This is a genomic window from Streptomyces agglomeratus (assembly GCF_001746415.1).
GTDB lineage: Bacteria > Actinomycetota > Actinomycetes > Streptomycetales > Streptomycetaceae > Streptomyces > Streptomyces agglomeratus.
In genome coordinates this window covers 2,422,671-2,449,354 of the sequence record NZ_MEHJ01000001.1, presented here as the reverse complement: position 1 = coordinate 2,449,354, position 26,684 = coordinate 2,422,671, and the positions used below count along the sequence as shown (strand labels likewise).

Below are 26,684 nucleotides of genomic sequence, written 5' to 3'. Positions count from 1 at the left end.
ATACCCTGGGGGCATCTGTGTCCACCCGCCCCCTGACCCGAGGATTCGCGACCGCCGTGTTCGATACTCTTTCCGACCGCCTCGCAGCGACATTCAAGAGCCTCCGGGGCAAGGGCCGCCTGTCCGAGGCGGACATCGACGCCACGGCACGTGAGATCCGTATCGCGCTGCTGGAAGCGGATGTCGCGCTGCCCGTCGTCCGGGCGTTCATCAAGCAAGTCAAGGAACGTGCCGCCGGGGCCGAGGTCTCGCAGGCGCTGAACCCCGCGCAGCAGGTCATCAAGATCGTCAACGAGGAGCTCATCGGCATCCTCGGCGGCGAGACCCGCCGCCTGCGGTTCGCCAAGAACCCGCCCACCGTGATCATGCTCGCGGGTCTCCAGGGCGCCGGTAAGACGACCCTCGCCGGAAAGCTCGGCCTGTGGCTCAAGGGCCAGGGCCACTCGCCGATCCTGGTCGCCTGCGACCTCCAGCGTCCCAACGCCGTGAACCAGCTCAGCGTCGTCGCCGAGCGCGCCGGCGTCGCGGTCTACGCGCCCGAGCCGGGCAACGGCACCGGTGACCCGGTCAAGGTCGCCAAGGACTCGGTCGAGTACGCCAAGAACAAGCTGCACGACATCGTCATCGTCGACACCGCGGGCCGCCTCGGTATCGACCAGGAACTGATGCAGCAGGCCGCGGACATCCGCGACGCCGTCAGCCCCGACGAGGTCCTCTTCGTCGTCGACGCGATGATCGGCCAGGACGCGGTCAACACCGCGGAGGCGTTCCGCGACGGCGTCGGCTTCGACGGCGTGGTGCTCTCCAAGCTCGACGGTGACGCCCGTGGTGGCGCCGCGCTGTCGATCGCCAAGGTGACCGGCCGCCAGATCATGTTCGCCTCCAACGGCGAGAAGCTGGACGACTTCGACGCGTTCCACCCGGACCGCATGGCGTCCCGCATCCTCGGCATGGGCGACATGCTGTCGCTCATCGAGAAGGCCGAGCAGACCTTCAGCCAGCAAGAGGCCGAAGCGATGGCGGCCAAGCTGGCGAGCAGCAAGGGCAAGGACTTCACGCTCGACGACTTCCTGGCCCAGATGGAGCAGGTCCGCAAGATGGGCTCCATCTCCAAGCTGCTCGGCATGATGCCCGGCATGGGGCAGATCAAGGAGCAGATCGCCAACATCGACGAGCGCGACGTGGACCGTACCGCCGCGATCATCAAGTCGATGACCCCCGCCGAGCGCCAGGACCCGACGATCATCAACGGCTCGCGCCGGGCCCGTGTCGCCAAGGGTTCGGGTGTCGAGGTCAGCGCGGTGAAGAACCTCGTGGAGCGGTTCTTCGAGGCGCGCAAGATGATGTCGAAGATGGCCCAGGGCGGCGGAATGCCCGGTATGCCGGGGATTCCGGGCATGGGTGGCGGCCCCGGCCGTCAGAAGAAGCAGCAGAAGCAGGCCAAGGGCAAGCGCAAGAGCGGCAACCCGCTGAAGCGCAAGCTGGAGGAGCAGGCCGCGGCCGAGCGCCGCGAGCAGGCCGCCCAGTCCGGCGGCGCGCTGGGTCTGCCGGCCGGTCAGGGCGCGAAGGACTTCGAACTGCCCGACGAGTTCAAGAAGTTCATGGGCTGACGCCCGAAGGCACGTCCAGCGCTGTGGGCGCCCCCTCCTTGCCGGAGCGGGCGCCCACAGCCGCTCAGGTGCTCACGGCGTGCGCGCGATCAGATAGCGGAAGACGTTCGACATCCAGACCGTTCCGTCCCGCCGCACGTGCGGGTGCAGCGCCTCGGTGAGCTCCTTCTCCACCTGTCCCGGGTCCGTGGCCCGTGCCGCCGCGTCGAACAGCCCGGTCGACAGCAGGCCGCGTACGGCGCTGTCCATGTCGGCGTAACCGAACGGGCACGCCACCCGTCCCGAGCCGTCCGGCTTCAGCCCGGCCCGCGACGCCACGTCCTCCAGGTCGTCCCGGAGCGCCGGACGCCAGCCGCGGCCGCCGCCGGTGGCGCGCAGGGTCTCGGTCAGCCGGGAAGCGACCCGCAGCACCGACGATGTCGCGCAGCGCTCGGGCGGGCCCCAGCCCGCCAGAACCACTTCGCTGCCGCGCTCGGCGAGGGGTATCGCGCTTTCGAGAGCCGTGGCGAGCTCCTCGGAGTCGCCTGCCGCGCACCCGAGCGGTTCGAAGGCGGTGACGAGGTTGTACGCCCGGGGGCCGTCGTCACAGACCGCCGCCGATTCGCCCTCGTACAGGCGCGTGTCCTCGCCGGGACTGCCACCGGCGCTGCCACCCGTGCGCGCCCCGTCGGCCCTCAGACGTTCACGGGCCAGCGCGACCCGGCCGGGATCGGCTTCGACGCCTGTCACGTGCGCGCCGCGCGAGGCGGCGATCAGCAGGGCGAGCCCCGAGCCGCAGCCGAGGCCGAGCAGCCGGGTGGCGGGGCCCACCTCGAGCCGTTCGTACGCCGCTTCGTAGAGCGGCACCAGCATCCGCTCCTGGATCTCGGCCCAGTCGCGGGCGCGCGCGCCCGCGTCGGTCGCCGGCGACGAGGCTGTGTTCGGACCGTGCCGGTGGTGCCGGACGAGCGTAGGTGTCATCGAAAGCGCCCCAATCCGCCGAGAGGTCATGACGTGTCCTGATGGACGTTCCCCCGTGTGCGTGCGCCTGTACTCCCCGTAGCCAGGGAACTCCGCATCCGGCGGCAAGTCCAGGGGTTGTATGGCAATGCTTGTATGCCCCTGCCGTGCGCCCCCGCGCCGGAGTGGACCCGGGCTCCGCACCGGAGCGGATCCAGATTCCAGAGTGCCGCCGCCGGGCGGATCGCGCCACGGGAAGGTCCGGCGGCCGTCCGGCCGCGGGACACCGGGGACGGGGCGGTGCCCGGTGCGGCACGCGCCCCCGGTACTGTCGCCGTCTGCGGCTTCGTCCGCGGCCGGCTCGCGGCCCCGTCCGTCGGCGCCCGGGGCGTCGTCCGCGCCCCTGGAGCGACCGATGCCCCGGCGTGCGGCCTTTTTCTACGCGCCGGGGCGTACGCGCGGGTACGCCCCGGGATGATGCGCGCTGGGCGTCTCCTCCGCAGATCAGCGCACCCGCCCTCGTCAGGACGCATCAAGGGCAACTGACTGGTACGTGCAAATTATTTGGGATGGCCCGGAATAGGAACACCGGGGCACCCCGGCTCGTTGTCACGACGTGAGCACGACACCACCTGTTCTCGCCGCAGAGCTGGCGCAGGCGTGGGCCGACATTCAGCGGTACCACCCCGAGCTGCCAGACCTAGCCGCGCCCGAATCCCTGATCGGAGAGTCCTCGTCCGCCTGTGGCGCCGAGCTCTCCTTCGAACGCCTGCTGCACGAGGCAGTCCACGGCATCGCCGCCGCGCGCGGCGTCCGTGACACCTCGCGCGCCGGCCGCTACCACAACCGCAGATTCCTCGCGATCGCCGAGGAGATGGGCCTCGACCACCCCGATGAACCGCACCCGAGCAGCGGTTTCTCACTGGTCTCGCTCAACCCCGAGGCGAGGCGGCGCTACCGCCCGACGATCGAACGGCTCCAGCGCGCCCTCAAGGCGCACACGGTCGCGACCGCGTCGGACACCAAGCGCTCCTTCCGGGGGCCGGCCGCCCGGCACGGCTCGTCCGGCGGCGGGGTGCGGGTCAAGGCCGTCTGCGACTGCGGACGCAACGTCCGCGTCGTGCCGTCGGTCCTGGCCCAGGCCCCGATCGTGTGCGGGGGCTGCGGAAAGCCGTTCCGTATCCCGGAAGTGGTGGCCGCAGCGAGCTGACCGCGTTTTGCCTACCTTTCACGCCCGTACGGAGCCGTGCCGGCCGGGTGGTGGTCGCGTGCTGGGCCGTACCGGCCGGGTGGCGTCCGTGCCACAGGTATGTGGCACAATGGCTAGCTGTACTCGACAGCCGCACAGGAACCCTCTCGCCTCCGGCTGACGCGTCCATCGGGCACCCCGAGTACCGCAACCCCACGTGGCATCTTCGTTGTGCCCAACCACGTCAGAGACCAGGAGACACCACTCCAGTGGCAGTCAAGATCAAGCTGAAGCGTCTGGGCAAGATCCGTTCGCCTCACTACCGCATCGTCGTCGCCGACTCCCGTACCCGCCGTGACGGCCGGGCCATCGAGGAGATCGGTCTGTACCACCCGGTGCAGAACCCGTCGCGCATCGAGGTCAACTCGGAGCGTGCGCAGTACTGGCTGTCCGTCGGCGCCCAGCCGACCGAGCCGGTCATGGCCATCCTGAAGCTCACCGGCGACTGGCAGGCGCACAAGGGCCTCCCGGCCCCCGCGCCGCTGCTCCAGCCGGAGCCGAAGGCCGACAAGCGTGCCGCGTTCGACGCGTTCGCCAAGGGTCTCGAGGGTGGCGACGAGTCCAAGGGCGAGGCGATCACCCAGAAGGCGAAGAAGGCCGACAAGAAGGCTGACGAGGCTCCCGCGGCCGAGTCCGCTGAGTCGACCGAGGCCTGAGCATGCTCGAGGAGGCTCTTGAGCACCTCGTGAAGGGCATTGTCGACAACCCCGACGATGTGCAGGTCGCCTCGCGCAACCTGCGCCGCGGACGCGTGCTGGAGGTCCGGGTTCACCCGGACGACCTCGGCAAGGTGATCGGCCGCAACGGCCGCACCGCTCGCGCTCTGCGTACGGTCGTGGGTGCCATCGGCGGCCGGGGCATTCGCGTCGACCTCGTCGACGTGGACCAGGTCCGCTGAACAAGTTGGCCGTTTTTACCTAGATACGCCGGCTCGGGCCGGGAAGGGCTCACGAGCCCTTCCCGGCCCGTAGTCGTAAGACAGGAGAAACATCAAGTGCAGCTCGTAGTCGCGCGGATCGGCCGCGCCCACGGGATCAAGGGCGAGGTCACCGTAGAGGTGCGTACGGACGAGCCGGAGCTGCGGCTCGGGCCCGGCGCCGTACTCGCCACGGACCCGGCCTCCGTCGGGCCGCTGACCGTCGAGACCGGCCGGGTGCACAGCGGCCGGCTGCTGCTGCGCTTCGCGGGCGTCAAGGACCGCACGGCCGCCGAGGCGCTGCGCAACACGCTCCTCATCGCCGAGGTCGACCCCGAGGCGACTCCGGAGGACCCCGAGGAGTTCTACGACCACCAGCTGATGGATCTGGACGTCGTCCTCGTCGACGGCACCGAGATCGGCCGGATCACCGAGATCACCCACCTGCCCTCGCAGGACCTGTTCATCGTGAAGCGCCCCGACGGCAGCGAGGTGATGATCCCCTTCGTGGAGGAGATCGTCACCGAGATCGACCTGGAGGAGCAGCGCGCGGTCATCACCCCGCCGCCGGGCCTGATCGACGACAGCGAGGCAGAGGTGGCGTCCGGCCGGGACGAGGAGTCCGGCGGCGACGAAGAGTCCGGCCGGGACGAGGGCTGATGCGACTCGACGTCGTCACGATCTTCCCCGAGTACCTGGAGCCGCTGAACGTCTCGCTCGTCGGGAAGGCACGCGCGCGGGGGCGGCTCGACGTGCACGTGCACGACCTCAGGGACTGGACGTACGACCGGCACAACACGGTCGACGACACCCCCTACGGCGGCGGCCCCGGCATGGTCATGAAGACCGAGCCGTGGGGTGCCGCGCTCGACGACGCCCTCGCCGACGGCTACGAGAGCGGGGCGCACGGCCCGGTCCTGGTCGTTCCGACGCCCAGCGGGCGCCCCTTCACCCAGGAACTCGCCGTCGAACTCTCGGAGCGGCCCTGGCTGGTCTTCACGCCCGCGCGCTACGAGGGCATCGACCGCCGCGTCATCGACGAGTACGCGACCCGCATGCCGGTGTACGAGGTCTCCATCGGGGACTACGTCCTGGCGGGCGGTGAGGCCGCCGTACTGGTGATCACCGAGGCCGTCGCCCGGCTGCTGCCCGGCGTGCTCGGCAACGCCGAATCGCACCGTGACGACTCCTTCGCGCCCGGCGCGATGGCGAACCTTCTCGAAGGCCCCGTCTACACCAAGCCGCCCGAGTGGCGCGACCGGGGCATCCCGGACGTGCTGCTCAGCGGCCACCACGGGAAGATCGCCCGGTGGCGGCGGGACGAGGCGCTGCGGCGTACGACCGCCAACCGGCCGGACCTCATCGAGCGCTGCGACCCCGCGGTCTTCGACAAGAAGGACCGCGAGATGCTGAGCATCCTGGGCTGGCGGCCCGGCCCCGACGGCCGATTTGGGCGTAACCCCGAGGCCGTGGAAGAATAGGCCGCTGCTGTACGTCCGGCGTGCGCCCCTGCCACAGGGGGAACGACGCCCGCCCGACGCGGACAGCACCCCGAAACTCTCTTATCGAATTCCGTCGATGACCTGTGGCATCGGCGAGGAAGCAGACTCACATGTCCAGCCTTCTCGACTCCGTCGACTCCGCATCGCTGCGTACCGACCTCCCCGCGTTCCGCCCCGGTGACACCGTGAACGTCCACGTTCGCGTCATCGAGGGCAACCGCTCGCGTGTGCAGCAGTTCAAGGGTGTAGTCATCCGCCGCCAGGGTGCGGGCGTCCGCGAGACCTTCACGGTCCGCAAGGTCTCTTTCTCCGTCGGCGTCGAGCGCACCTTCCCCGTGCACAGCCCGATCTTCGAGAAGATCGAGCTCATCTCCCGCGGTGACGTCCGCCGCGCGAAGCTGTACTTCCTCCGTGAGCTGCGCGGCAAGGCCGCGAAGATCAAGGAGAAGCGCGACCGCTAAGTCGCGCTCTCGGCGCCCGGGACCGGCCGGATAGGCTCACGTCCCGATGGACACCGAAGCACACGACACGGAGCGCGACCGCTCCTCCGACCCCCAAGCAGGGGTGGAGGAGGGGTCGCGCTCCGTGCGTTTTCTCGACGCCCCGTGGCGCGGGCCGGCTCTGCTCGGCGCCGCGTGCGCGGCTTTTCTGCTGCTCTTCAGCACCTTCCTCATGCAGCCCTTCCTCATCCCCAGCGGCTCGATGCGGCCCACCCTGGAGATCGGCGACCGGGTCCTCGTCAACAAGTTGGCGTACCGTTTCGGGTCCGTACCGCAGCGCGGAGACGTGGTCGTCTTCGACGGCACCGGGTCCTTCGTACGCGAGGAGCCGGGCGGGAATCCGGTCACCGGGCTGGTGCGGTGGGCGGCAGCGGCCGTGGGACTGGCCGAACCTGCCGAGACCGACTACATCAAGCGCGTGGTGGGCGTGGGGGGCGACCGGGTCGTGTGCTGCGAAAAGCGGGGGAGGGTCGAGGTGAACGGCCGGGCGGTGGACGAGGAGTACCTGTTCCCCGGTGACGCCCCGTCGCGCGTCCCGTTCGACATCGTCGTCCCGCAGGGCACGCTGTGGGTCATGGGCGACCACAGGTCGCAGTCGCGCGATTCCCGCGACCACCTGGGCGAGCCGGGCGGTGGCATGGTGCCCGTCGAAAAGGTCGTGGGCCGGGCGGACTGGATCGGCTGGCCGGTGGGCCGCTGGTCCACGCTGGACGGGGCCGGCAGGGGTTCCGGGGGCGGTGCCCCGCAGAGCCCGGCCACGCGCGTCACCGCGCCGGGACCGGTCGGGTCCCATGGGTAACCGGGGGCGGGCGCGGGCCAGCCACCGCGCGGACACCCGGCTGCCCACCGGTACGCGGCCGACGACCGGGCCCGCGCTGCCGGGCCGGGCGGAACGGCGCAAGCTGGCGAAGCGGGTGAAGCGGCGGCGGCAGAGGTCGGCCGTGAAAGAGATACCGATCCTGATCACCGTGGCGCTGCTGATCGCGCTCGTCCTCAAGACTTTCCTGGTGCAGGCCTTCGTGATCCCGTCGGGTTCGATGGAGCAGACCATCCGGATCGGCGACCGGGTGGTGGTCGACAAGCTGACCCCGTGGTTCGGGTCGAAGCCGGCCCGCGGTGACGTGGTGGTCTTCAAGGACCCGGGCGGCTGGCTTCAGGACGAGAACACCGAGATCAAGGACGATCCGGTCGTGGTCAAGCAGATCAAGGAGGCTCTGACCTTCATCGGACTGCTGCCGTCCGAAGACGAACAGGACCTGATCAAGCGGGTGGTCGCGGTCGGCGGGGACACCGTCAAGTGCTGTGACGAGGACGGGCGGGTCACCGTCAACGGCGTACCGCTCGCGGAGCCGTATCTGAATCCGGGCGACCGGCCCTCCGAGCTGAAGTTCGATGTGACGGTTCCGGCCGGGCGGTTGTTCGTCATGGGTGACCACCGGTCGAACTCCGCCGATTCGCGCTTCCACCTCAACGAGAGGTTCGAGGGCACGGTCGGGGAGGAAGAGGTCGTCGGGCGGGCCGTCGCCATCGTGTGGCCGTTCAGCCACTGGCGGAAGCTGGAGGAGCCCGAGACGTACGCCGGCGTCCCTGACCCGCGCGGCGGGGCGGCCTCGGCGGCCGGCCCGTCGAATAGGGTGTCGTCCCAGGACCCGAACGCGATGATCCTGCTCCCGACCCCTGCGGAACTCCCGCTCGTTATGGGAGTGGTGGGCCTGCGTCAGGTATGGCGCCGGCGGTGGAACGGAGTGAGGAGTTGATGTGGGGGATTTGGCGGTCGGCGCACGATCCGAACGCGACGAGCCCGAGGAACGACCGGAGTCACCCGCAGCCGTGAGCGATGACGTACGGGGCGAAGACCCGTCCAGCAGCGACAGCAACGACAACAGCAGTGGTGACAGCGCGGGGCGGAAGAAGCCGCGCTCGTTCTGGAAGGAGCTTCCGCTGCTGATCGGCATCGCGCTCGTGCTGGCGCTGCTGATCAAGACCTTCCTGGTGCAGGCGTTCTCGATCCCCTCGGACTCGATGCAGAACACCTTGCAGCGGGGCGACCGGGTGCTGGTCGACAAGCTGACACCGTGGTTCGGCTCGGAGCCGGAGCGCGGCGAGGTCGTGGTCTTCCACGACCCGGGCGGCTGGCTGGAGACCACCGAGGCACCCGACCCGAACGTCGTCCAGAAGTTCCTCAGCTTCATCGGCCTGATGCCGTCCGCGGAGGAGAAGGACCTGATCAAGCGGGTCATCGCGGTCGGCGGAGACACGGTCGAGTGCAAGAAGAACGGCCCGGTCAAGGTCAACGGGAAGGTGCTGGACGAGAAGTCGTACATCTTCCCCGGCGACACCCCGTGCAACGACGAGCCCTTCGGGCCGCTCAAGGTGCCGGACGGCCGGATCTGGGTGATGGGCGACCACCGCCAGAACTCACTGGACTCGCGTTACCACCAGGAGCTGCCGGGCCACGGCACGGTCGCGAACGACGAGGTCGTCGGCCGGGCCGTCGTGGTGGCGTGGCCGGTCAACCGCTGGGCCGCGCTGTCGGTTCCCGCCACGTTCGACCAGCAGGGCCTCAATGCCGCCGGTGTCGCGATGACGGCGGCGCCCGGGGCGCTGGGGCTCGCGGGTGCGGTGCCGCTGGTGCTGTGGCGCAGGAGAAGGCTGACCGGCGGGCGTACCGCCGGGTAGGGTGCCGCTCGGATCAGCGATTTTCGATCTCCGAGGTGGGAGCGCTGCGATGAGCGGAACAGGACGTACAGAAGGCGGCCGCGGCCGGCTCGGCAACGCGTTGTCCGGGCTGGCCGTGGCCGTCGGCTGTGTGCTCTTCCTCGGCGGCTTCGCCTGGGGAGCGGTGCAGTACAAGCCGTACACGGTGCCGACCGATTCGATGACCCCCTCGATCAAGGCGGGCGACCGGGTGCTCGCCCAGCGAATAGACGGCGGCGAGGTGCGGCGCGGAGACGTGGTGATCTTCACCGACTCCGTGTGGGGCAATCTGCCGATGGTCAAGCGTGTGGTCGGGGTCGGCGGCGACAAGGTCGCCTGCTGCGGCAAGGACGGCCGGCTGACGCTGAACGGCAAACCCCTGGACGAGCCCTACCTGGCGGGCGGAGAGCCCGCGTCGACCACCCCGTTCACGTCCGAGGTGCCCGAGGGGCACCTCTTCCTGCTGGGTGACGAACGGCGTACGTCGGTCGACTCGCGCGGGCACATCGAGGACGCCGCGAAGGGCACGGTCCCGGTGGGCAATGTGGACGCGCGCGTCGACGCCGTCGCCTGGCCGTGGGGCGGGACCCTGGAGCGGCCGGACGGATTCGAGACCCTGCCCGGCGGCGTTTCGCAGCCCGGACCGGTCGTCCCGGTGCTGGCCGCCGTGGCGGCGGGGGTGGTGCTGATCTTCGGCGGAGCGGCGTACGGACCGGTCGCCAAGCGGGTCGGGCGGCGGAAGGCGGGTACCGGTGGACGGTGAGGTGACCGTGGAGACGCAAGCGCAGGCCGAGGCCCGGGGCGGGCACCGGAAGGTCGCGCGGGTGATCCTGCTCGACCCGGCCGACCGGGTCCTGCTGATGCACGGCTACGAGCCGGACGACCCGGCGCTGACCTGGTGGTTCACCCCGGGGGGCGGGGTGGAGGGCGACGAGACACGGGCCGAGGCCGCGCTGCGGGAGCTGGCGGAGGAGACGGGGATCACAGAGGTCGAGCTGGGCCCGGTGATCTGGCAGCGGCACTGCTCCTTCATGTTCGACGGGCGGCGCTGGGACCAGGACGAATGGTTCTACCTCGCCCGTACGACGCGGACCGAGACGGTGCTCGACGGACTGACCGTACTGGAGCGGCGGAGCGTCGCGGGGCTGAGGTGGTGGACCTCCGCCGAACTGTCCGCGACGCGTGAGACGGTGTACCCCACCAAGCTCGCCGGGCTGCTGCGTACGCTGCTCGACGAGGGTCCTCCTGGTACGCCGTTGGTCTTGGCCCCGGAAGTCGCATAGGGGCGCACGGGGCTGGCGCACAATAGGGGGACGCAAGGCTGAAGGGGAACATGCCATGAGCGCCGAGGACCTCGAGAAGTACGAGACCGAGATGGAGCTGAAGCTCTACCGGGAGTACCGCGATGTCGTCGGTCTGTTCAAATACGTGATCGAGACCGAGCGGCGGTTCTACCTCACGAACGACTACGAGATGCAGGTGCACTCGGTCCAGGGTGAGGTCTTCTTCGAAGTATCCATGGCGGACGCCTGGGTCTGGGACATGTACAGGCCGGCCAGGTTCGTCAAGCAGGTACGGGTACTGACGTTCAAGGACGTGAATATCGAGGAGCTCAACAAGAGCGATCTCGAACTTCCGAGTGGCTGAGTTTTCCACAACCGACCGGTTGTCCACCAAGATCCACTAGTTGGCGGTGATCGCGGCACATTCGGTTCCGGGGTGGAACCGGATGAACGCGAAGAATGCCACAGGAGCTCTCGGCCGGTACGGCGAGGACCTCGCGGCGCGCAGGCTCGTCGAGGGCGGCATGACCGTCCTGGAACGCAACTGGCGCTGCCGCGCGGGAGAGATCGACATCGTCGCCCGGGACGGCGACGCCCTGGTCATCTGCGAGGTCAAGACCCGCAGGGCGGGCCCGTTCGAACACCCGATGCAGGCTCTCAGATCCACGAAGGCGGAGCGGCTGCGCCGTCTCGCCGAGCGCTGGACGCACGAGCACGGAGGACCGCCGCCCGGCGGGGTGCGGATCGATCTCGTCGGGGTGGTGCTGCCCCGGCGCGGGGCCCCTCTCGTCGAGCACGCACGGGGGGTGGCGTGATGGGGTTCGCGCGTACGTGCTCGGTGGCCCTGGTCGGGGTCGAGGGCGTGGTGGTCGAGGTCCAGGCCGACCTGGAGCCGGGGGTGGCCGCCTTCACGCTGGTGGGCCTGCCCGACAAGAGCCTGATCGAGAGCCGGGACCGGGTGCGGGCGGCCGTCGTCAACTCGGGGGCCGACTGGCCGCAGAAGAAGCTCACGGTGGGGCTGAGCCCCGCCTTCGTACCGAAGAGCGGCAGCGGATTCGATCCGGCCGTCGCGGTCGCGGTGCTGGGGGCGGCCGAGCGCATCGACCCCAGGGAGATCGCCGATCTGGTGATGATCGGGGAGCTGGGGCTCGACGGGAGGGTGCGGCCGGTGCGCGGCGTCCTGCCGGCCGTCCTCGCCGCCGCCGAAGCGGGGTACCGGTAGGTCGTCGTGCCGCAGCAGACGGCGGCGGAGGCCGCGCTCGTGCCCGGTGTCTCCGTGCTCGGCGTGCGGAGCCTGCGCCAGCTCATCGCCGTGCTGACCGGAGCCGAGGTGCCGGAGGAGGAGCGGGCCGAGGAGGGGCGGCCCGACGCGATGCTCGCCGGGCTGATGGTGCCGGGCGCCGGGGTGGGCACGGGGCTGGCCACCGGTGACCGGGGCGGCGGGGGCGACGGCCCCGACCTCGCCGAGGTCGCCGGGCAGCACGCGGCCCGTACGGCGCTCGAGGTCGCGGCGGCGGGAGGCCACCACCTGCTCCTCCACGGCCCGCCGGGCGCGGGCAAGACGATGCTGGCGGAGCGCATGCCCGGCGTGCTGCCGCCGCTGACCAGGCAGGAGTCGCTGGAGGTGACGGCCGTGCACTCGGTGGCGGGCATCCTGCCGCCGGGTGAGCCACTGGTCAGGACACCGCCGTACTGCGCGCCGCACCACTCGGCCACCATGCAGTCGCTGGTCGGCGGAGGCAACGGACTGCCGAGGCCGGGGGCCGTCTCGCTGGCCCACCGCGGGATTCTCTTCCTGGACGAGGCCCCCGAGTTCAGCGGACGGGCCCTGGACTCGCTGCGCCAGCCGCTGGAGTCGGGGCATGTGGTGGTGGCGCGCAGCGCGGGTGTGGTGCGGCTGCCCGCGCGGTTCCTCATGGTCCTGGCGGCCAACCCCTGTCCCTGCGGACGGCACACCCTGCACCGCTCCGGGTGCGAGTGCCCGCCGTCCGCGATCCGCAAGTACCAGGCCCGGCTTTCGGGACCGCTGCTCGACCGGGTCGACCTGCGGGTCGGGGTGGAGCCGGTGCAGCGGGCCGATCTGCTGGGGCAAGGCGGACGCGGCGAGTCGTCGGCGGTGGTCGCCGCGCGTGTGCTGGAGGCGAGGGCGCGGGCGGCGGCGCGACTGGAGGGCACCCCGTGGCACACGAACAGCGACGTGCCGGGACGTGAGCTGCGTACCCGCTGGCAGCCGGCGCCCGGGGCGCTCGGCGCGGCCGAACGCGACATGGAGCGCGGACTGCTGACCGCCCGTGGCCTGGACCGGGTGCTGCGCGTCGCCTGGACGGTCGCGGACCTGGCCGGCCGCGACCGGCCCGACGCGGGACACGTCGACCTGGCGCTGGAGCTGCGCACGGGGATCGCGCGGGGCGCTCCCGCGCTGACCGGAGGCAGGGCATGAGCGGGGGAGCGCGGCGGGAGACCGACGACGTGATGGGCGCGCGAGCGGTCGGGACAGCGGCAGGGGGGACGCACGGCGGCGTGCGCCGGGCGGAAGGCCGGCGGGTGAGTGATCAGGAACGGCTGGCGAGGGCTGCGCTGACCCGGGTCGTCGAGCCCGGGGACGAGGCCGCCGGCCGGTGGCTCCGCGAGTGCGGCGCGGTGGAGCTGATGCGCAGGCTGACCTCGCTCGACTTCGAGGAAGCGGCCGAGGCGCTGACCGGCGTGACGGGCAAGCGGCTCGGCGGCTACCGGACGCGGGCGGCGGGCGCCGACCCCGCACGGGACCTGGCGGCAGTGGCAGCGGTCGGCGGCCGCTTCGTCTGCCCCGGCGACGAGGAGTGGCCCGGCCAGCTCGACGATCTGGGGGACGGCAGACCGGTGGGGCTGTGGGTGCGCGGCGGACCGCATCTGAGGATGTGGGCGCTGCGGTCCGTCGCCGTCGTCGGGGCCCGGGCCTGCACGCCCTACGGGGCGCACATGGCCGCTTCGCTCGGCGCCGGGCTCGCCGAGCGCGGCTGGGTGGTGGTGTCCGGGGCCGCGTTCGGCGTGGACGGCGCCGCCCACCGGGGGGTGCTGGCGGCGGGCGGAGCCACTGTCGCGGTGCTGGCGTGCGGGGTCGACGTGGTCTATCCCCGGGGGCACGCGGAGTTGATCGGGCGCATCGCCGAACAGGGACTCGTGGTGGGCGAGTTGCCGCCCGGCGGCCATCCCACGCAGAGCCGGTTCATCCTCCGGAACCGGGTGATCGCCGCCCTCACCCGGGGCACGGTCGTCGTGGAGGCGGAGTACCGCAGCGGCTCGCTGGTGACGGCGCGCGGCGCTCAGCGGCTCGGGCGATTCACCATGGGCGTCCCCGGCCCCGCCACCAGCGGCCTCTCGGCGGGGGTGCACGAACTGCTGCGGGGTGAGGGCGTGCTGGTCACCGACGCGGCCGAGGTGGTCGAGCTGGTCGGGGACATCGGGGAGCTCGCCCCGGCGCGCCGGGGACCCGTACTGCCGAGGGACCTGCTCGATCCGGTCGCCGCTCTTGTCCTGGAGTCGTTGCCGGCCCGGGGCCGCGCCGACGTGCGCGGCGTCGCCCGGGACGCGGGAACCACCCCGGACGAGGCACTCGGCAAGCTGTACGAACTGCACTCCTTGGGGTTCGTGGAACGACGGGGTGACGGATGGCAGTTGACGTCCGGGGCCCCGGACCATGCGAACGTGCGGCGAGGCGGTACTTGACCAGCGGCATTCGGGTGAAAAGGTACTGGTGATGAGCTTCTCGGCCCACCTGGACCGCGCTCCGGGGCCGCCGTACACCGTGACGGCCCCGGAGCGCGGCGTGCTGCTCGTCATTCATCTTGTAGGGGGCCATCCCATATCCTGCGCGGACTGCGACGCCGCAGTCACGCTACGCTCACGAGCATTCCCCCAGACGCAAGATTCCCCCGACGTCACAGCAGAACGGCTCAAGGCAACGCATGCCCCAGCACACCTCCGGGTCTGACCGCGCGGCAGTGCCACCCGCGGCGCGTGGCAGTGTGCGGCCTGCCGCACCCTCGTCTGTCGACGAGTTGTGGCGGTCGTACAAGACCACGGGCGACGAGCGGCTGCGAGAGCAGCTGATCCTGCACTACTCGCCGCTGGTGAAGTACGTCGCGGGGCGGGTCAGTGTCGGGCTGCCTCCCAATGTCGAGCAGGCCGACTTCGTCTCCTCCGGTGTCTTCGGGCTCATCGACGCCATCGAGAAGTTCGACATCGAAAGATCGATCAAGTTCGAGACCTACGCGATCACCCGGATCCGCGGCGCCATGATCGACGAGCTGCGGGCCCTGGACTGGATCCCCCGTTCGGTGCGCCAGAAGGCCAAGGCCGTCGAGCGCGCGTACGCGACGCTGGAGGCGCAGTTGCGCCGTACGCCCTCCGAGAGCGAAGTCGCGGCCGAGATGGGCATCCTCCTGGAGGAACTGCACGCTGTTTTCAGCCAGTTGTCGCTGGCGAACGTGGTCGCCCTGGAAGAGCTGCTGCACGCCGGGAGCGAGGGCGGCGACCGGCTGAGTCTGATGGACACGCTGGAGGACACCCACGCCGACAACCCGGTCGAGGTGGCCGAGGACCGCGAGCTGCGCCGGCTGCTCGCCCGCGCCATCAACACGCTGCCCGACCGTGAGAAGACCGTGGTCACGCTGTACTACTACGAAGGTCTCACCCTCGCGGAGATCGGCAACGTGCTCGGCGTGACCGAGAGCCGGGTCAGCCAGATCCACACCAAATCGGTGCTCCAGCTGCGGGCGAAGCTGGCCGACGCGGGGCGCTGACAACGGCGCTGAATCGTCCCTGCCGCTACGGCCGCATCGTCAGGGCGGCGGCTCATCCGTAGAGTGGGACCGTGCCAAGGATTCGAGCGGCCTCGGTGGCCGAGCACCGGACGATGCAGCGCGGCGCCCTGCTGGACGCCGCCCGCTCCCTGCTGTCCGAAGGCGGTACGGAGGCGCTGACCTTCCCCGCCCTCGCTGAGCGCACCGGCCTCGCCCGGTCGTCCGTGTACGAGTACTTCCGTTCCCGCGCCTCCGTGGTCGAGGAGCTGTGCGCCGTCGACTTCCCGGTCTGGGCCGCCGAGGTCGAGAACGCCATGGAGCGGGCCGACACCCCGGCGGGCAAGATCGAGGCGTACGTACGCGCGCAGCTGGTGCTCGTCGGCGACCGGCGTCACCGCGCCGTCGTCGCGATCTCCGCCAGCGAGCTCGACGCGGGCGCCCGCGAGAAGATCCGCGCCGCGCACGGCGGTCTGGTGACGATGATCGTCGAGGCGCTCGCCGCACTGGGCCACGAGCAGCCACGGCTGGCCGCGATGATGCTCCAGGGGGTCGTCGACGCGGCGGTACGCCGCATCGAGCTCGGCGCGGCGGAGAATCCGGACGTGATCGCGGACACGGCCGTGGCGATGGCCCTGCGCGGCGTCCAGGGCTGAGCCACCCGCCGCGGGGACCCGGCCCGCGCCGGGAGCGGGACGCCGAAGACCGGCAGCAGGCGCGGCGGGCCCCTCCGGAGCAGGTGGCCGGGAAGCAGCGTCAGCGGGTCCAGGTAGGTCCCGCCCCGGAGCAGCCCCCAGTGCAGACAGCCGACCGGGCAGTGGAACGGGCCGTTCTGGAGCACGGCCACCACCTGCCCGGCGGTCACCTCCTCGCCCTTGTCCACCAGCGCGAGCACCGGTTCGTACGTCGTGCGCAGCGGTGGTTCGCCGGTGCCCGGCAGGGTGATGGCCAGGACTCCGCGCCCGGCCACCCGCCCCGCGAAGGAGACCCGGCCCGAGGCCGCCGCTCGTACGGCCTCGCCCGGAGCCGCCGCCAGATCCACGCCCCGGTGCCCCGCCGCGTAGGGGGACGGGGGCGGCTCCCAGGACCGTACGACCGGCGGGCGCTCGCCCACCGGCCACACCGCCGCGTCCGGCGGCTCGGCGGCGATGGCGCCGGGGGAGCCGGGGGAGGGGATGAGCATCGCGGTGATCAGGGCCAGGACCAGCACAGTCATTCGTCGCATCCACGAACCGTCTCGTCCTGAGCCGATTTCCGGGGATCATGGCCCGGATCTGTGGACGGTGGTGTGGTTGTGGACAGCGCCGTCACCCGGCACCGCGTAGGTCCCGTACACTTCTTGTGGCGATCCGGGTCACCGGGTCGACTTCGCACGCCCCGCCACCACACCCTCTCTGCGGTCGGTGGCCGCGCCGCTCGGTCCCTTGTGGCACGGCGCATGGGGCGTCAGGCGCGACCGCAATCCTGCGGACGCGGCAAACCGAGTAACTCAAGGAGTACGGCCATGGCCGTCGTCACGATGCGGGAGCTGCTGGAAAGCGGCGTCCACTTCGGTCACCAGACCCGTCGTTGGAACCCGAAGATGAAGCGCTTCATCTTCACGGAGCGCAACGGCATCTACATCATCGACCTGCTCCAGTCGCTGTCGTACATCGACCGCGCCTACGAGTTCGTCAAGGAGACCGTCGCCCACGGCGGCTCCATCATGTTCGTCGGCACCAAGAAGCAGGCGCAGGAAGCGATCGCCGAGCAGGCGACGCGCGTGGGCATGCCCTACGTCAACCAGCGCTGGCTCGGCGGCATGCTGACCAACTTCTCCACCGTCTACAAGCGCCTTCAGCGTCTGAAGGAGCTTGAGCAGATCGACTTCGAGGACGTGGCCGCGTCGGGCCTCACCAAGAAGGAGCTGCTGGTTCTCTCCCGCGAGAAGACCAAGCTGGAGAAGACCCTCGGCGGTATCCGCGAGATGTCCAAGGTGCCCAGCGCCGTCTGGATCGTGGACACCAAGAAGGAGCACATCGCCGTCGGTGAGGCGCGCAAGCTCCACATCCCGGTCGTCGCGATCCTCGACACCAACTGTGACCCCGACGAGGTCGACTACAAGATCCCGGGCAACGACGACGCGATCCGCTCCGTCACCCTGCTCACCCGCGTGATCGCCGACGCCGTCGCCGAGGGCCTCATCGCCCGCTCCGGCGCAGCGACCGGCGACCAGAAGCCGGGCGACAAGGCCGCCGGCGAGCCGCTCGCCGAGTGGGAGCGCGACCTGCTCGAGGGCGACAAGAAGGCTGACGAGGCCGCTCCGGCCGCCGACGCCGCCGCCACCGAGGCTCCGGCTGCCGCCGAGGCCGAGGAGAAGGCCGCTGACGCCGACGCCGAGAAGGCCGACGAGGCTGCCGCCCCGGCCGCCGAGGCCGAGCAGGCCTGACACCCGTCACGGTTGACGACGGCGGGGGAGGGCGCGACGAGCGCCCGCCCCCGCCGCCACCCGTAGATCTTCGCTTCGACTTCGAGAGAGATTCACAGATCATGGCGAACTACACCGCCGCGGACGTCAAGAAGCTCCGTGAGCTCACCGGCGCCGGCATGATGGACTGCAAGAAGGCGCTCGACGAGGCCGAGGGCAACGTCGACAAGGCCGTCGAGGCTCTGCGTATCAAGGGCCAGAAGGGCGTCGCCAAGCGCGAGGGCCGTTCCGCCGAGAACGGTGCCGTCGTCTCCCTCATCTCCGAGGACGAGACCTCCGGCGTCCTGCTCGAGCTGAAGTGCGAGACGGACTTCGTCGCCAAGGGTGACAAGTTCCAGAGCGTCGCCAACACGCTCGCCGCCCACGTCGCCAAGACGTCCCCGGCCGACATCGAGGCGCTCCTCGCGTCCGAGATCGAGCCCGGCAAGACCGTCCAGGCGTACGTCGACGAGGCCAACGCCAACCTCGGCGAGAAGATCGTCCTCGACCGCTTCGCGCAGTTCTCCGGCGCTTACGTGACCGCGTACATGCACCGCACCATGCCCGACCTGCCCCCGCAGATCGGTGTTCTGGTCGAGCTGGACAAGGCCGACGCCGACCTGGCCCGTGGCATCGCCCAGCACATCGCCGCCTTCGCCCCGAAGTACCTCGACCGGGACGACGTCCCCGCCGAGATCGTCGAGGCCGAGCGCCGCGTCGCCGAGGAGACCACGCGCGCCGAGGGCAAGCCCGAGGCCGCGCTCCCGAAGATCGTCGAGGGTCGCGTCAACGGCTTCTTCAAGGAGGCCACCCTCCTCGGCCAGCCGTACGCCCTGGACAACAAGAAGTCCGTCCAGAAGGTCCTGGACGAGGCCGGTGTCACCCTGAAGCGCTTCTCGCGCATCAAGGTCGGCATCTGAGTCCGTTTCAGCGATCGAGCGTAGACCCCGCTAGGGTCTACAGCAGTCGGACGCGCACGTAACGGACGACCGCAGATCTTACGAGGAGGCCATTGCCGCGCACGGGACTCAGCACCCACCGGCAATGGCCTTCTTCGTATGTGCACTAGGAGATCTCCATGACGAATACCCAGAAGAGCGACGACGGCAAAGTGACCGGCCGTTTCATGCTGAAGCTGTCCGGCGAGGCCTTCGCGGGCGGCGGCGCCCTGGGTGTGGACCCTGACGTCGTGCACGCCATCGCGCGGGAGATCGCCGCCGTCGTGCGTGACGGTGCGGAGATCGCGGTCGTCATCGGCGGCGGCAACTTCTTCCGCGGCGCCGAGCTCCAGCAGCGCGGCATGGACCGGGCCCGCTCGGACTACATGGGCATGCTCGGCACGGTCATGAACTGCCTCGCCCTCCAGGACTTCCTGGAGAAGGAAGGCATCGACAGCCGCGTGCAGACCGCCATCACCATGGGCCAGGTCGCCGAGCCGTACATCCCGCTGCGTGCCGTGCGCCACCTGGAGAAGGGTCGGGTCGTCATCTTCGGCGCCGGCATGGGCATGCCCTACTTCTCCACCGACACCACCGCCGCCCAGCGGGCCCTGGAGATCGACGCCGAGGTCATGCTGATGGGCAAGAACGGCGTCGACGGGGTCTACGACTCCGACCCCCGGACCAACCCCGCCGCGGTCAAGTTCGACGCGCTGGAGTACGGCGAGGTCATCACCCGGGACCTGAAGGTCGCCGACATGACGGCCATTACTCTCTGCCGGGACAACAACCTTCCGATCCTCGTCTTCGAGCTGCTCGCCGAGGGCAATATCGCGCGGGCGGTCAAGGGTGAGAAGATCGGCACGCTCGTGAGCGACCGGGGCACCCGGGCCTGACCGGAGGATGGACAAACACTCTGCCGGTCGGACACCGTGCAGGGAAGACGCGCACATTCACAGACGCAGGTTCACAGGGTCTGTTCATGCAGTTCATGCAGGGCCCGATCGAGACACGCAGGAGCTAGTGGTGATCGAAGAAATCCTCCTCGAGGCCGAGGAGAAAATGGAGAAGGCCGTCGTGGTGGCCAAGGAGGACTTCGCCGCGATCCGCACCGGCCGTGCGCACCCGGCGATGTTCAACAAGATCGTGGCCGACTACTACGGTGCGCTGACGCCGATCAACCAGCTCGCCTCGTTCTCGGTGCCCGAGGCGCGCATGGCGATCGTGACGCCGTTCGACAAGAGCGCGCTGCGCAACATCGAGCAGGCGATCCGTGACTCCGACCTGGGCGTCAACCCCAGCAACGACGGCAACATCATCCGGGTGACGTTCCCCGAGCTGACGCAGGACCGCCGCAAGGAGTACATCAAGGTCGCCAAGACCAAGGCCGAGGACTCCAAGATCTCGATCCGCTCCGTCCGCCGCAAGGCCAAGGAGACCCTCGACAAGCTCGTCAAGGACAAGGAGTCCGGCGAGGACGAGGTCCGCCGTGCGGAGAAGGAGCTCGACGACACCACCGCGAAGTACACCGCGCAGGTGGACGAGCTGCTCAAGCACAAGGAAGCCGAGCTGCTCGAGGTCTGATGAACGACTCTTCCTGGGGGGCCCCGGCGCGGGACGACTACGCCGCCGCGTGGGGACCCTCCGACCAGGGGCCTGCCCCGGCGGGTCCCGCCTACGATGCGCATCAGGCCGAGCAGACTCGCCCCATGCCCATCGTGCCGCCCGAGGAGCCCATGCCCACCCCGCCGACGCCCCCGCAGAAGAAGCGTGCGGGGCGTGATCTGCGTGCCGCCATAGGGGTGGGCGTGGGACTCGGCGCGGTCATCATCGCGTCGCTGTTCGTCTGGAAAGCCGCCTTCATCGGCGTGATAACGGTCGCCGTGGTGGTCGGGTTGTGGGAGCTGACCTCGCGGCTGGAAGAGCGCAAGGCGATCAAGGCTCCGCTGGTGCCGCTGGCGGTCGGCGGCGCGGCGATGGTCGTGGCCGGGTACGTCAGGGGCGCGGAAGGTGCATGGGTCGCCATGGCACTCACCGCGCTCGCGGTGCTCGTCTGGCGGATGACCGAACCTCCCGAGGGCTACCTCAAGGACGTCACGGCGGGCGTCTTCGCGGCGTTCTACGTGCCGTTCCTCGCGACGTTCGTCGCGATGATGCTGGCCGCCGACGACGGCGCGCAGCGGGTCCTCACCTTCCTGCTGCTGACGGTGGTCAGCGACACCGGGGCGTACGCCGTGGGCTGGCGCTTCGGCAGGCACAAGCTCGCCCCGCGCATCAGCCCGGGCAAGACCCGGGAAGGGCTGGGCGGCGCGGTCGCCTTCGCGATGGCGGCGGGCGCGCTGTGCATGGAGTTCCTGGTCGACGGCGGGACCTGGTGGCAGGGCCTGCTGCTCGGGCTCGCGGTGGCCGCGAGCGCCACACTCGGCGACCTGGGCGAGTCCATGATCAAGCGGGACCTCGGCATCAAGGACATGGGCACGCTCCTGCCGGGCCACGGCGGGATCATGGACCGTCTCGACTCGCTGCTGCCGACCGCTCCGGTGGTCTGGTTGCTGCTGGTGATCTTCGTAGGTACTGGCTGACCTGCGCTGTGTGCCGGTGAGGGGCCCCTCGTCCACAGGACGGCGGGCCCCTCCCGTACGTCTGCGACACTGGAAGAACCATGCCTGTACCTGGAGAACTCACTTTCGTCGCGCCGCGCGGAGCCAAGAAGCCCCCGCGGCACCTCGCCGACCTCACGCCTGCCGAGCGCCGCGAGGCCGTGGCCGCCATCGGTGAGAAGCCGTTTCGCGCCAAGCAGCTGTCGCAGCACTACTTCGCGCGGTACGCGCACGACCCGGCGGAGTGGACCGACATCCCCGCCGGCTCGCGCGACAAGCTCCGGGCGGAGCTGTTGCCCGAGCTGATGACCGTGCTGCGCCACGTCAGCTGTGACGACGACACCACCCGCAAGACCCTGTGGAAGATGCACGACGGGACGCTCGTCGAGTCCGTCCTGATGCGTTACCCGGACCGGGTCACCATGTGCATCTCGTCGCAGGCCGGGTGCGGCATGAACTGCCCGTTCTGCGCGACCGGACAGGCCGGTCTCGACCGCAACCTGTCGACCGCCGAGATCGTGCACCAGATCGTGGACGGCATGCGCGCCCTGCGCGACGGCGAGGTCCCGGGCGGCCCCGCGCGGCTGTCAAACATCGTCTTCATGGGCATGGGCGAGCCGCTCGCCAACTACAAGCGCGTCGTCGGTGCCATCCGCCGGCTCACCGACCCGGAGCCCGACGGCCTCGGGCTGTCGCAGCGCGGCATCACCGTGTCGACGGTCGGCCTGGTCCCCGCGATGCTGCGCTTCGCCGACGAGGGCTTCAAGTGCCGCCTCGCCGTCTCGCTGCACGCCCCGGACGACGAGCTGCGCGACACCCTCGTGCCGGTCAACACGCGCTGGAAGGTGCGGGAGGTCCTGGACGCGGCCTGGGAGTACGCAGAGAAGTCCGGGCGCCGCATCTCCATCGAGTACGCGCTCATCCGCGACATCAACGACCAGGCATGGCGCGGCGACCTGCTCGGCCGCCTCCTCAAGGGCAAGCGGGTGCACGTCAACCTCATCCCGCTGAACCCGACCCCGGGCTCGAAGTGGACCGCCTCCCGCCCCGAGGACGAGAAGGCGTTCGTCGAGGCGATCGCCGCTCACGGCGTGCCCGTGACCGTACGGGACACCCGTGGCCAGGAGATCGACGGAGCCTGCGGGCAGCTGGCGGCGACCGAGCGCTAGGCCGGTGGGAGGGCCCGTGTAACGTGGGCCGCACATTTGCATATTCCGACAGGGGAGCGCCACAGCGCTGAGAGTGCGGTACGCCGCAGACCCTCTGAACCTTGCCCAGGTCATTCTGGGTAGGAAGTTCGGTCACTACTCGAGCTGTTGCGCCCTGCCCGTTTTCCGCGGGCAGGGCCGCGTCTCTTCCTGGAATGTCCCATCCCAGGAGGAATTCAGTGAGCACCACCAAGAAGTTCGCGGCCACCGCGCTGGCCGCCGCGCTCGGCGTCTCCACGCTCGCCGCGTGCGGGGGCGACAAGGGCGACTCCGGCTCCGGCGACGGCAAGAAGTCCAAGACCGTCACGCTGGTCAGCCACGATTCGTTCAACGCGTCCGAAGCCGTGCTGAAGGCGTTCACCAAGGAGACCGGCTACACCGTCAAGGTCCTCAAGAGCGGGGACGCGGGCGCCGCCCTCAACCAGGAGATCCTCACCAAGGGCTCCCCGCGCGGCGACGTCTTCTTCGGCGTCGACAACACGCTGCTCTCGCGGGCCCTGGACAACGGCATCTTCACGCCGTACGAGGCCGAGGGGCTCGGCGCGATACCGGAGGGCGTCCGGCTCGACGGCGACAAGCACCGCGTCACGCCGGTCGACACCGGTGACATCTGCGTCAACTACGACAAGAAGTACTTCGCCGACAAGAAGCTCGCGCCGCCGAAGTCCTTCGACGACCTGATCAAGCCGGCGTACAAGAACCTCCTCGTCACCGAGAACGCCGGCACCTCCTCGCCCGGCCTCGGCTTCCTGCTCGGCACGGTCGGGCAGTACGGCGACGACGGCTGGGAGAGCTACTGGAAGAAGCTCCGGGCCAACGGCGTCAAGGTCGTCGACGGCTGGGAGCAGGCGTACAACGAGGAGTTCTCCGGCTCCGCCGGCGGCAAGAAGGCCAAGGCGGACCGGCCGCTCGTCGTCTCGTACGCCTCCAGCCCGCCCGTCGAGGTGCTGTACGCCGAGCCGCAGCCCAAGGAGGCGCCGACCGGTGTCGCGACCGGCACGTGCTTCCGGCAGACCGAGTTCGCGGGGCTGCTGACCGGGGCGAAGAACGAGGAGGGCGGCAAGGCCCTCATCGACTTCCTCATCGGGAAGAAGTTCCAGGAGGACATGCCGCTGAACATGTTCGTCAACCCGGTGATCAAGGACGCGAAGCTGCCCGAGCTGTTCACGAAGCACGGCGTGGTCGTCGACAAGCCGCAGACCGTGGCCCCGGAGAAGATCGCCGACCAGCGTGAGCAGTGGGTCAAGTCGTGGTCCTCGCTCGTCCTGAAGTAACGAAGGCACCGCACACGAGGAGCACGCGCGGGAGCGCGGTGCGGCTCGGCCTGATGGCCGTGCCCGTCGCGTTCTTCGCGGTGTTCTTCGCCTACCCCGTGGCCGCGATCACCGGCCGCGGGCTCACCGTGGACGGCGTCTGGCAGTTCGGCCGGATCGGCGAGGTGCTCGGCGATCCGGACATCCGCGGCGTGCTGTGGTTCACCACGTGGCAGGCCCTCGCCTCGACGGGGCTGACGCTGCTGATCGCGCTTCCCGCGGCGTACGTCTTCGCCCGGCTCGACTTCCCCGGCAAGCAGCTGCTGCGCGCCGTGGTCACCGTGCCGTTCGTGCTGCCGACGGTGGTCGTCGGGACCGCTTTCCTGGCGCTGCTCGGGCGGGGCGGGCTGCTGGACGAGCTGTGGGGCGTACGGCTCGACACCAGCGTGTGGGCGATCCTCCTCGCGCACGTCTTCTTCAACTACGCCGTGGTGGTGCGGACCGTCGGCGGCCTGTGGTCGCAGCTCGACCCGCGCCAGGAGGAGGCGGCGCGGGTGCTCGGCGCCGGGCGGTTCGCCGCCTGGCGGCGGGTGACGCTGCCGGCGCTGGTGCCGGCCGTGGCCGCCGCCGCGCTGATGGTCTTCCTGTTCACGTTCACCTCGTTCGGTGTCGTGCAGATCCTCGGCGGGCCGGCGTACTCCACCCTGGAGGTGGAGATCTACCGGCAGACCGCCCAGTTCCTGGACCTGCCGACGGCGGCCGTGCTGACGCTGGTGCAGTTCGCGGCGGTCGGCGCGATCCTCGCCGTACACGCGTGGACGGTACGGCGCCGGGAGAGCGCCCTGAAGCTGGTCGACCCGTCGCGGACCGCGCGCAAGCCGCGCGGGGTGGGGCAGTGGGCGCTGCTCGGCGGAGTACTGGCCACGGTGGCGGCGCTGATCCTGGTGCCGCTCGGGGTGCTCGTCGAGCGGTCGCTGGACGGTCCCGACGGTTACGGCCTCGGGTACTACCGGGCACTTCAGTCGGCGGGCGCGAGCGGGGGGACCTTCCTCGTACCGCCCCTGGAAGCGGTGTGGAACTCGCTGGAGTACGCCCTGGCCGCGACCGCGATCGCGCTGGTCGTCGGCGGGCTCGCGGCGGCGGCGCTGACCCGGCGGGCGGGACGGCTGGTGCGCGGTTTCGACGCGCTGCTGATGCTGCCGCTGGGGGTGTCGGCGGTGACGGTGGGCTTCGGTTTCCTCATCACCCTCGACGAGCCGCCGCTGGATCTGCGGACGTCGTGGATCCTGGTGCCCCTGGCGCAGGCGCTGGTGGGCGTGCCCTTCGTCGTACGGACGATGCTGCCCGTACTGCGGGCGGTCGACGAGCGGCTGCGCGAGGCGGCGGCGGTGCTCGGTGCCTCGCCGCTGCGGGTGTGGCGGGAGGTCGACCTGCCGATGGTGCGGCGGGCGCTGCTGGTCGCCGCCGGGTTCGCCTTCGCCGTATCGCTGGGCGAGTTCGGCGCGACGGTCTTCATCGCGCGGCCCGACAACCCGACGCTGCCGGTGGCCGTCGCGCGGCTGCTGGGGCGCGCGGGGGACTTGAACTACGGGCAGGCGATGGCTTTGAGCACGATTCTGATGGTGGTGTGCGCGGTGGCGCTGCTCGTTCTCGAACGTATGCGTCCCGACCGATCCGGCTCCGGGGAGTTCTGATGCTGAGGCTGGACGGGGCGACCGTACGGTTCGGGAAGCGGGCCGCGCTCGACGACGTGGACCTGGAGGTCGCCGAGCACGAGATCGTGTGCGTGCTCGGGCCGAGCGGCAGCGGGAAGTCCACGCTGCTGCGGGTCGTCGCCGGGCTCCAGGCGGCGGACGCCGGGAGGGTGCTGCTGGACGGGCGCGACCAGCGCGGGGTGCCGGTGCACCGGCGGGGCGTCGGGCTGATGTTCCAGGACCACCAGCTGTTCCCGCAGCGGGACGTCGGGGGGAACGTCGCGTTCGGGCTGCGGATGCGGGGCGTGGGGAAGGCCGATCAGGCGCGCCGGGTCGCCGAACTGCTGGAGATGGTGGGCCTGCCGGGCGCCGGGCGGCGGGCGATCAGCACCCTGTCGGGCGGTGAGCAGCAGCGGGTCGCGCTGGCGCGGGCGCTCGCCCCCGAGCCGAAGCTGCTGATGCTCGACGAGCCGCTGGGGCAGCTGGACCGGGGGTTGCGCGAGCGTCTGGTGGTGGAGCTGCGGCAGCTGTTCGGGCGGCTGGGCACGACCGTGCTGGCCGTCACGCACGACCAGGGCGAGGCCTTCGCGCTCGCCGACCGGGTCGTCGTCATGCGGGACGGGCGGATCGCGCAGAGCGGTACGCCGCTGGAGGTCTGGCGACGGCCGGCCTCCGAGTTCGTCGCGCGCTTCCTGGGCTTCGACAACGTCGTGGCGGCGACGGTCGGCGGCGAGGCGGCCGACACGGTGTGGGGCAAGGTGCCCGTCCCGGCGGATACGCCGCACGGGGAGGCGCGCCTGCTGGTCCGGCCGGCGGGCGTCAGGCTCGTGCCGGCCGCCGAGGGGCTGCCGTGCGCGGTGACGGCGCGTACGTTCCGGGGCCACCACGTGACCCTGCTGCTGCGGCCGTCGGGAGGCCCGGCGCTGGAGGCGGAGTGCGCGCTGCGCGACGCGCCGGAGGTGGGTGCGCGGGTGGGGGTCGCCTTCGCGGCGGACGAGGTCGTGGTGCTGGGGGCGGAGGGCTGAGGCAGGAGCGGGGCGGCGGGTTGTCCGGGGCTGCCCCGGGCCCCGG

26 protein-coding genes and 3 pseudogenes are annotated in these 26,684 nt (G+C 70.6%); 27 read left to right on the top strand and 2 right to left on the bottom strand.

Annotation, left to right across the window (positions count from 1 at the left end):
• Positions 1-56 precede the first annotated feature (56 nt).
• Entirely contained in the window at positions 57-1,610 is a 1,554-nt protein-coding gene (ffh, locus tag AS594_RS10205; RefSeq protein WP_069926710.1) for a signal recognition particle protein, read from the top strand.
• Positions 1,611-1,682: 72 nt separating this feature from the next.
• On the opposite strand, the gene AS594_RS10200 is transcribed toward ffh, so the two are convergent.
• A complete protein-coding gene (locus tag AS594_RS10200; RefSeq protein WP_069926709.1) occupies positions 1,683-2,570 on the bottom strand; it encodes a methyltransferase domain-containing protein in 888 nt (295 codons plus the stop codon).
• Positions 2,571-3,165: 595 nt separating this feature from the next.
• On the opposite strand from AS594_RS10200, the gene AS594_RS10195 reads away from it, so the two are divergent.
• The 17 genes and pseudogenes from AS594_RS10195 (at position 3,166) to AS594_RS10115 (ending at position 16,130) form a co-directional block, all read left to right on the top strand.
• Complete coding sequence (locus AS594_RS10195; protein ID WP_069926708.1) at positions 3,166-3,759, top strand: hypothetical protein; 594 nt, start codon at positions 3,166-3,168, stop codon at positions 3,757-3,759.
• A gap of 248 nt (positions 3,760-4,007) precedes the next feature.
• A complete protein-coding gene (gene rpsP / locus AS594_RS10190) occupies positions 4,008-4,454 on the top strand; it encodes a 30S ribosomal protein S16 (RefSeq protein ID WP_069926707.1) in 447 nt (148 codons plus the stop codon).
• 2 nt (positions 4,455-4,456) lie between these two features.
• Positions 4,457-4,696, top strand: coding sequence for an RNA-binding protein (locus AS594_RS10185; protein WP_005311361.1), 240 nt, complete (start codon positions 4,457-4,459; stop codon positions 4,694-4,696).
• A gap of 96 nt (positions 4,697-4,792) precedes the next feature.
• Positions 4,793-5,374 carry a ribosome maturation factor RimM gene (gene rimM / locus AS594_RS10180; RefSeq protein WP_069926706.1) on the top strand — a complete coding sequence of 194 codons (582 nt, stop codon included), beginning with the start codon at positions 4,793-4,795 and terminating at the stop codon, positions 5,372-5,374.
• Entirely contained in the window at positions 5,374-6,195 is an 822-nt protein-coding gene (gene trmD, locus AS594_RS10175; RefSeq protein WP_069933134.1) for a tRNA (guanosine(37)-N1)-methyltransferase TrmD, read from the top strand. The genes rimM and trmD overlap by 1 nt, the downstream gene beginning before the upstream one ends.
• Positions 6,196-6,326: 131 nt before the next feature.
• Entirely contained in the window at positions 6,327-6,677 is a 351-nt protein-coding gene (gene rplS, locus AS594_RS10170; protein WP_069926704.1) for a 50S ribosomal protein L19, read from the top strand.
• A 46-nt stretch (positions 6,678-6,723) separates the two neighbouring features.
• Positions 6,724-7,515, top strand: coding sequence for a signal peptidase I (gene lepB / locus AS594_RS10165; RefSeq protein WP_069926703.1), 792 nt, complete (start codon positions 6,724-6,726; stop codon positions 7,513-7,515).
• Positions 7,508-8,557: pseudogene (gene lepB / locus AS594_RS10160) on the top strand (signal peptidase I). The gene lepB (AS594_RS10165) and the pseudogene lepB (AS594_RS10160) overlap by 8 nt, the downstream one beginning before the upstream one ends.
• Positions 8,475-9,395, top strand: a complete 921-nt coding sequence (gene lepB, locus AS594_RS10155; RefSeq protein WP_420877771.1) for a signal peptidase I — start codon at positions 8,475-8,477, stop codon at positions 9,393-9,395. Before lepB (AS594_RS10160) ends, lepB (AS594_RS10155) begins: the two are co-directional and overlap by 83 nt.
• A 49-nt stretch (positions 9,396-9,444) precedes the next feature.
• Complete coding sequence (lepB, locus tag AS594_RS10150; RefSeq protein ID WP_069926701.1) at positions 9,445-10,176, top strand: signal peptidase I; 732 nt, start codon at positions 9,445-9,447, stop codon at positions 10,174-10,176.
• A 7-nt stretch (positions 10,177-10,183) separates the two neighbouring features.
• On the top strand, positions 10,184-10,696 hold the full coding sequence (locus AS594_RS10145) for an NUDIX hydrolase (protein WP_176741048.1): 513 nt from the start codon (positions 10,184-10,186) through the stop codon (positions 10,694-10,696).
• A 55-nt stretch (positions 10,697-10,751) separates the two neighbouring features.
• The gene (locus AS594_RS10140) at positions 10,752-11,060 is read left to right on the top strand and encodes a DUF2469 domain-containing protein (protein ID WP_003993268.1); all 309 of its coding nucleotides are present in this window, start codon (positions 10,752-10,754) and stop codon (positions 11,058-11,060) included.
• 82 nt (positions 11,061-11,142) lie between these two features.
• Positions 11,143-11,511 (top strand): YraN family protein, encoded by a 369-nt coding sequence (locus tag AS594_RS10135; RefSeq protein ID WP_069926700.1) that lies wholly within the window; start codon positions 11,143-11,145, stop codon positions 11,509-11,511.
• Positions 11,511-13,136 (top strand): annotated as a pseudogene (locus tag AS594_RS10130) (YifB family Mg chelatase-like AAA ATPase). The gene AS594_RS10135 and the pseudogene AS594_RS10130 overlap by 1 nt, the downstream one beginning before the upstream one ends.
• Positions 13,133-14,401: a DNA-processing protein DprA gene (gene dprA, locus AS594_RS10125; RefSeq protein ID WP_176733158.1), complete on the top strand. Its 1,269-nt coding sequence runs from the start codon at positions 13,133-13,135 to the stop codon at positions 14,399-14,401. The pseudogene AS594_RS10130 and the gene dprA overlap by 4 nt, the downstream one beginning before the upstream one ends.
• Positions 14,402-14,640: 239 nt before the next feature.
• Entirely contained in the window at positions 14,641-15,477 is an 837-nt protein-coding gene (whiG, locus tag AS594_RS10120; RefSeq protein ID WP_069926659.1) for an RNA polymerase sigma factor WhiG, read from the top strand.
• Positions 15,478-15,572: 95 nt separating this feature from the next.
• Positions 15,573-16,130, top strand: coding sequence for a TetR/AcrR family transcriptional regulator (locus AS594_RS10115; RefSeq protein ID WP_069926658.1), 558 nt, complete (start codon positions 15,573-15,575; stop codon positions 16,128-16,130).
• Positions 16,131-16,294: 164 nt separating this feature from the next.
• Here AS594_RS10115 and AS594_RS47555 read toward each other — a convergent pair.
• Positions 16,295-16,657, bottom strand: a pseudogene (locus AS594_RS47555) (peptidoglycan DD-metalloendopeptidase family protein); the annotation flags it as partial.
• A 321-nt stretch (positions 16,658-16,978) separates the two neighbouring features.
• Between AS594_RS47555 and rpsB the strand changes: the two are divergent.
• The 9 genes from rpsB to AS594_RS10070 all read left to right on the top strand — a co-directional run bounded on the left by rpsB (position 16,979) and on the right by AS594_RS10070 (position 26,638).
• Positions 16,979-17,902 carry a 30S ribosomal protein S2 gene (gene rpsB, locus AS594_RS10110; RefSeq protein WP_069926657.1) on the top strand — a complete coding sequence of 308 codons (924 nt, stop codon included), beginning with the start codon at positions 16,979-16,981 and terminating at the stop codon, positions 17,900-17,902.
• Positions 17,903-18,003: 101 nt separating this feature from the next.
• Positions 18,004-18,840 carry a translation elongation factor Ts gene (gene tsf / locus AS594_RS10105; RefSeq protein WP_069926656.1) on the top strand — a complete coding sequence of 279 codons (837 nt, stop codon included), beginning with the start codon at positions 18,004-18,006 and terminating at the stop codon, positions 18,838-18,840.
• A gap of 158 nt (positions 18,841-18,998) precedes the next feature.
• Positions 18,999-19,754: a UMP kinase gene (pyrH, locus tag AS594_RS10100; protein WP_069926655.1), complete on the top strand. Its 756-nt coding sequence runs from the start codon at positions 18,999-19,001 to the stop codon at positions 19,752-19,754.
• A gap of 130 nt (positions 19,755-19,884) precedes the next feature.
• Positions 19,885-20,442: a ribosome recycling factor gene (frr, locus tag AS594_RS10095; RefSeq protein ID WP_069930413.1), complete on the top strand. Its 558-nt coding sequence runs from the start codon at positions 19,885-19,887 to the stop codon at positions 20,440-20,442.
• Positions 20,442-21,440: a phosphatidate cytidylyltransferase gene (locus tag AS594_RS10090; RefSeq protein WP_069926654.1), complete on the top strand. Its 999-nt coding sequence runs from the start codon at positions 20,442-20,444 to the stop codon at positions 21,438-21,440. Before frr ends, AS594_RS10090 begins: the two co-directional genes overlap by 1 nt.
• A gap of 80 nt (positions 21,441-21,520) precedes the next feature.
• On the top strand, positions 21,521-22,627 hold the full coding sequence (gene rlmN / locus AS594_RS10085) for a dual-specificity RNA methyltransferase RlmN (protein ID WP_069926653.1): 1,107 nt from the start codon (positions 21,521-21,523) through the stop codon (positions 22,625-22,627).
• A gap of 218 nt (positions 22,628-22,845) precedes the next feature.
• Positions 22,846-23,940, top strand: coding sequence for a thiamine ABC transporter substrate-binding protein (locus AS594_RS10080; protein WP_069926652.1), 1,095 nt, complete (start codon positions 22,846-22,848; stop codon positions 23,938-23,940).
• A gap of 53 nt (positions 23,941-23,993) precedes the next feature.
• Positions 23,994-25,613 (top strand): ABC transporter permease, encoded by a 1,620-nt coding sequence (locus AS594_RS10075; protein WP_069930412.1) that lies wholly within the window; start codon positions 23,994-23,996, stop codon positions 25,611-25,613.
• Entirely contained in the window at positions 25,613-26,638 is a 1,026-nt protein-coding gene (locus tag AS594_RS10070; protein ID WP_069926651.1) for an ABC transporter ATP-binding protein, read from the top strand. Before AS594_RS10075 ends, AS594_RS10070 begins: the two co-directional genes overlap by 1 nt.
• The last annotated feature ends 46 nt before the right edge of the window (positions 26,639-26,684 follow it).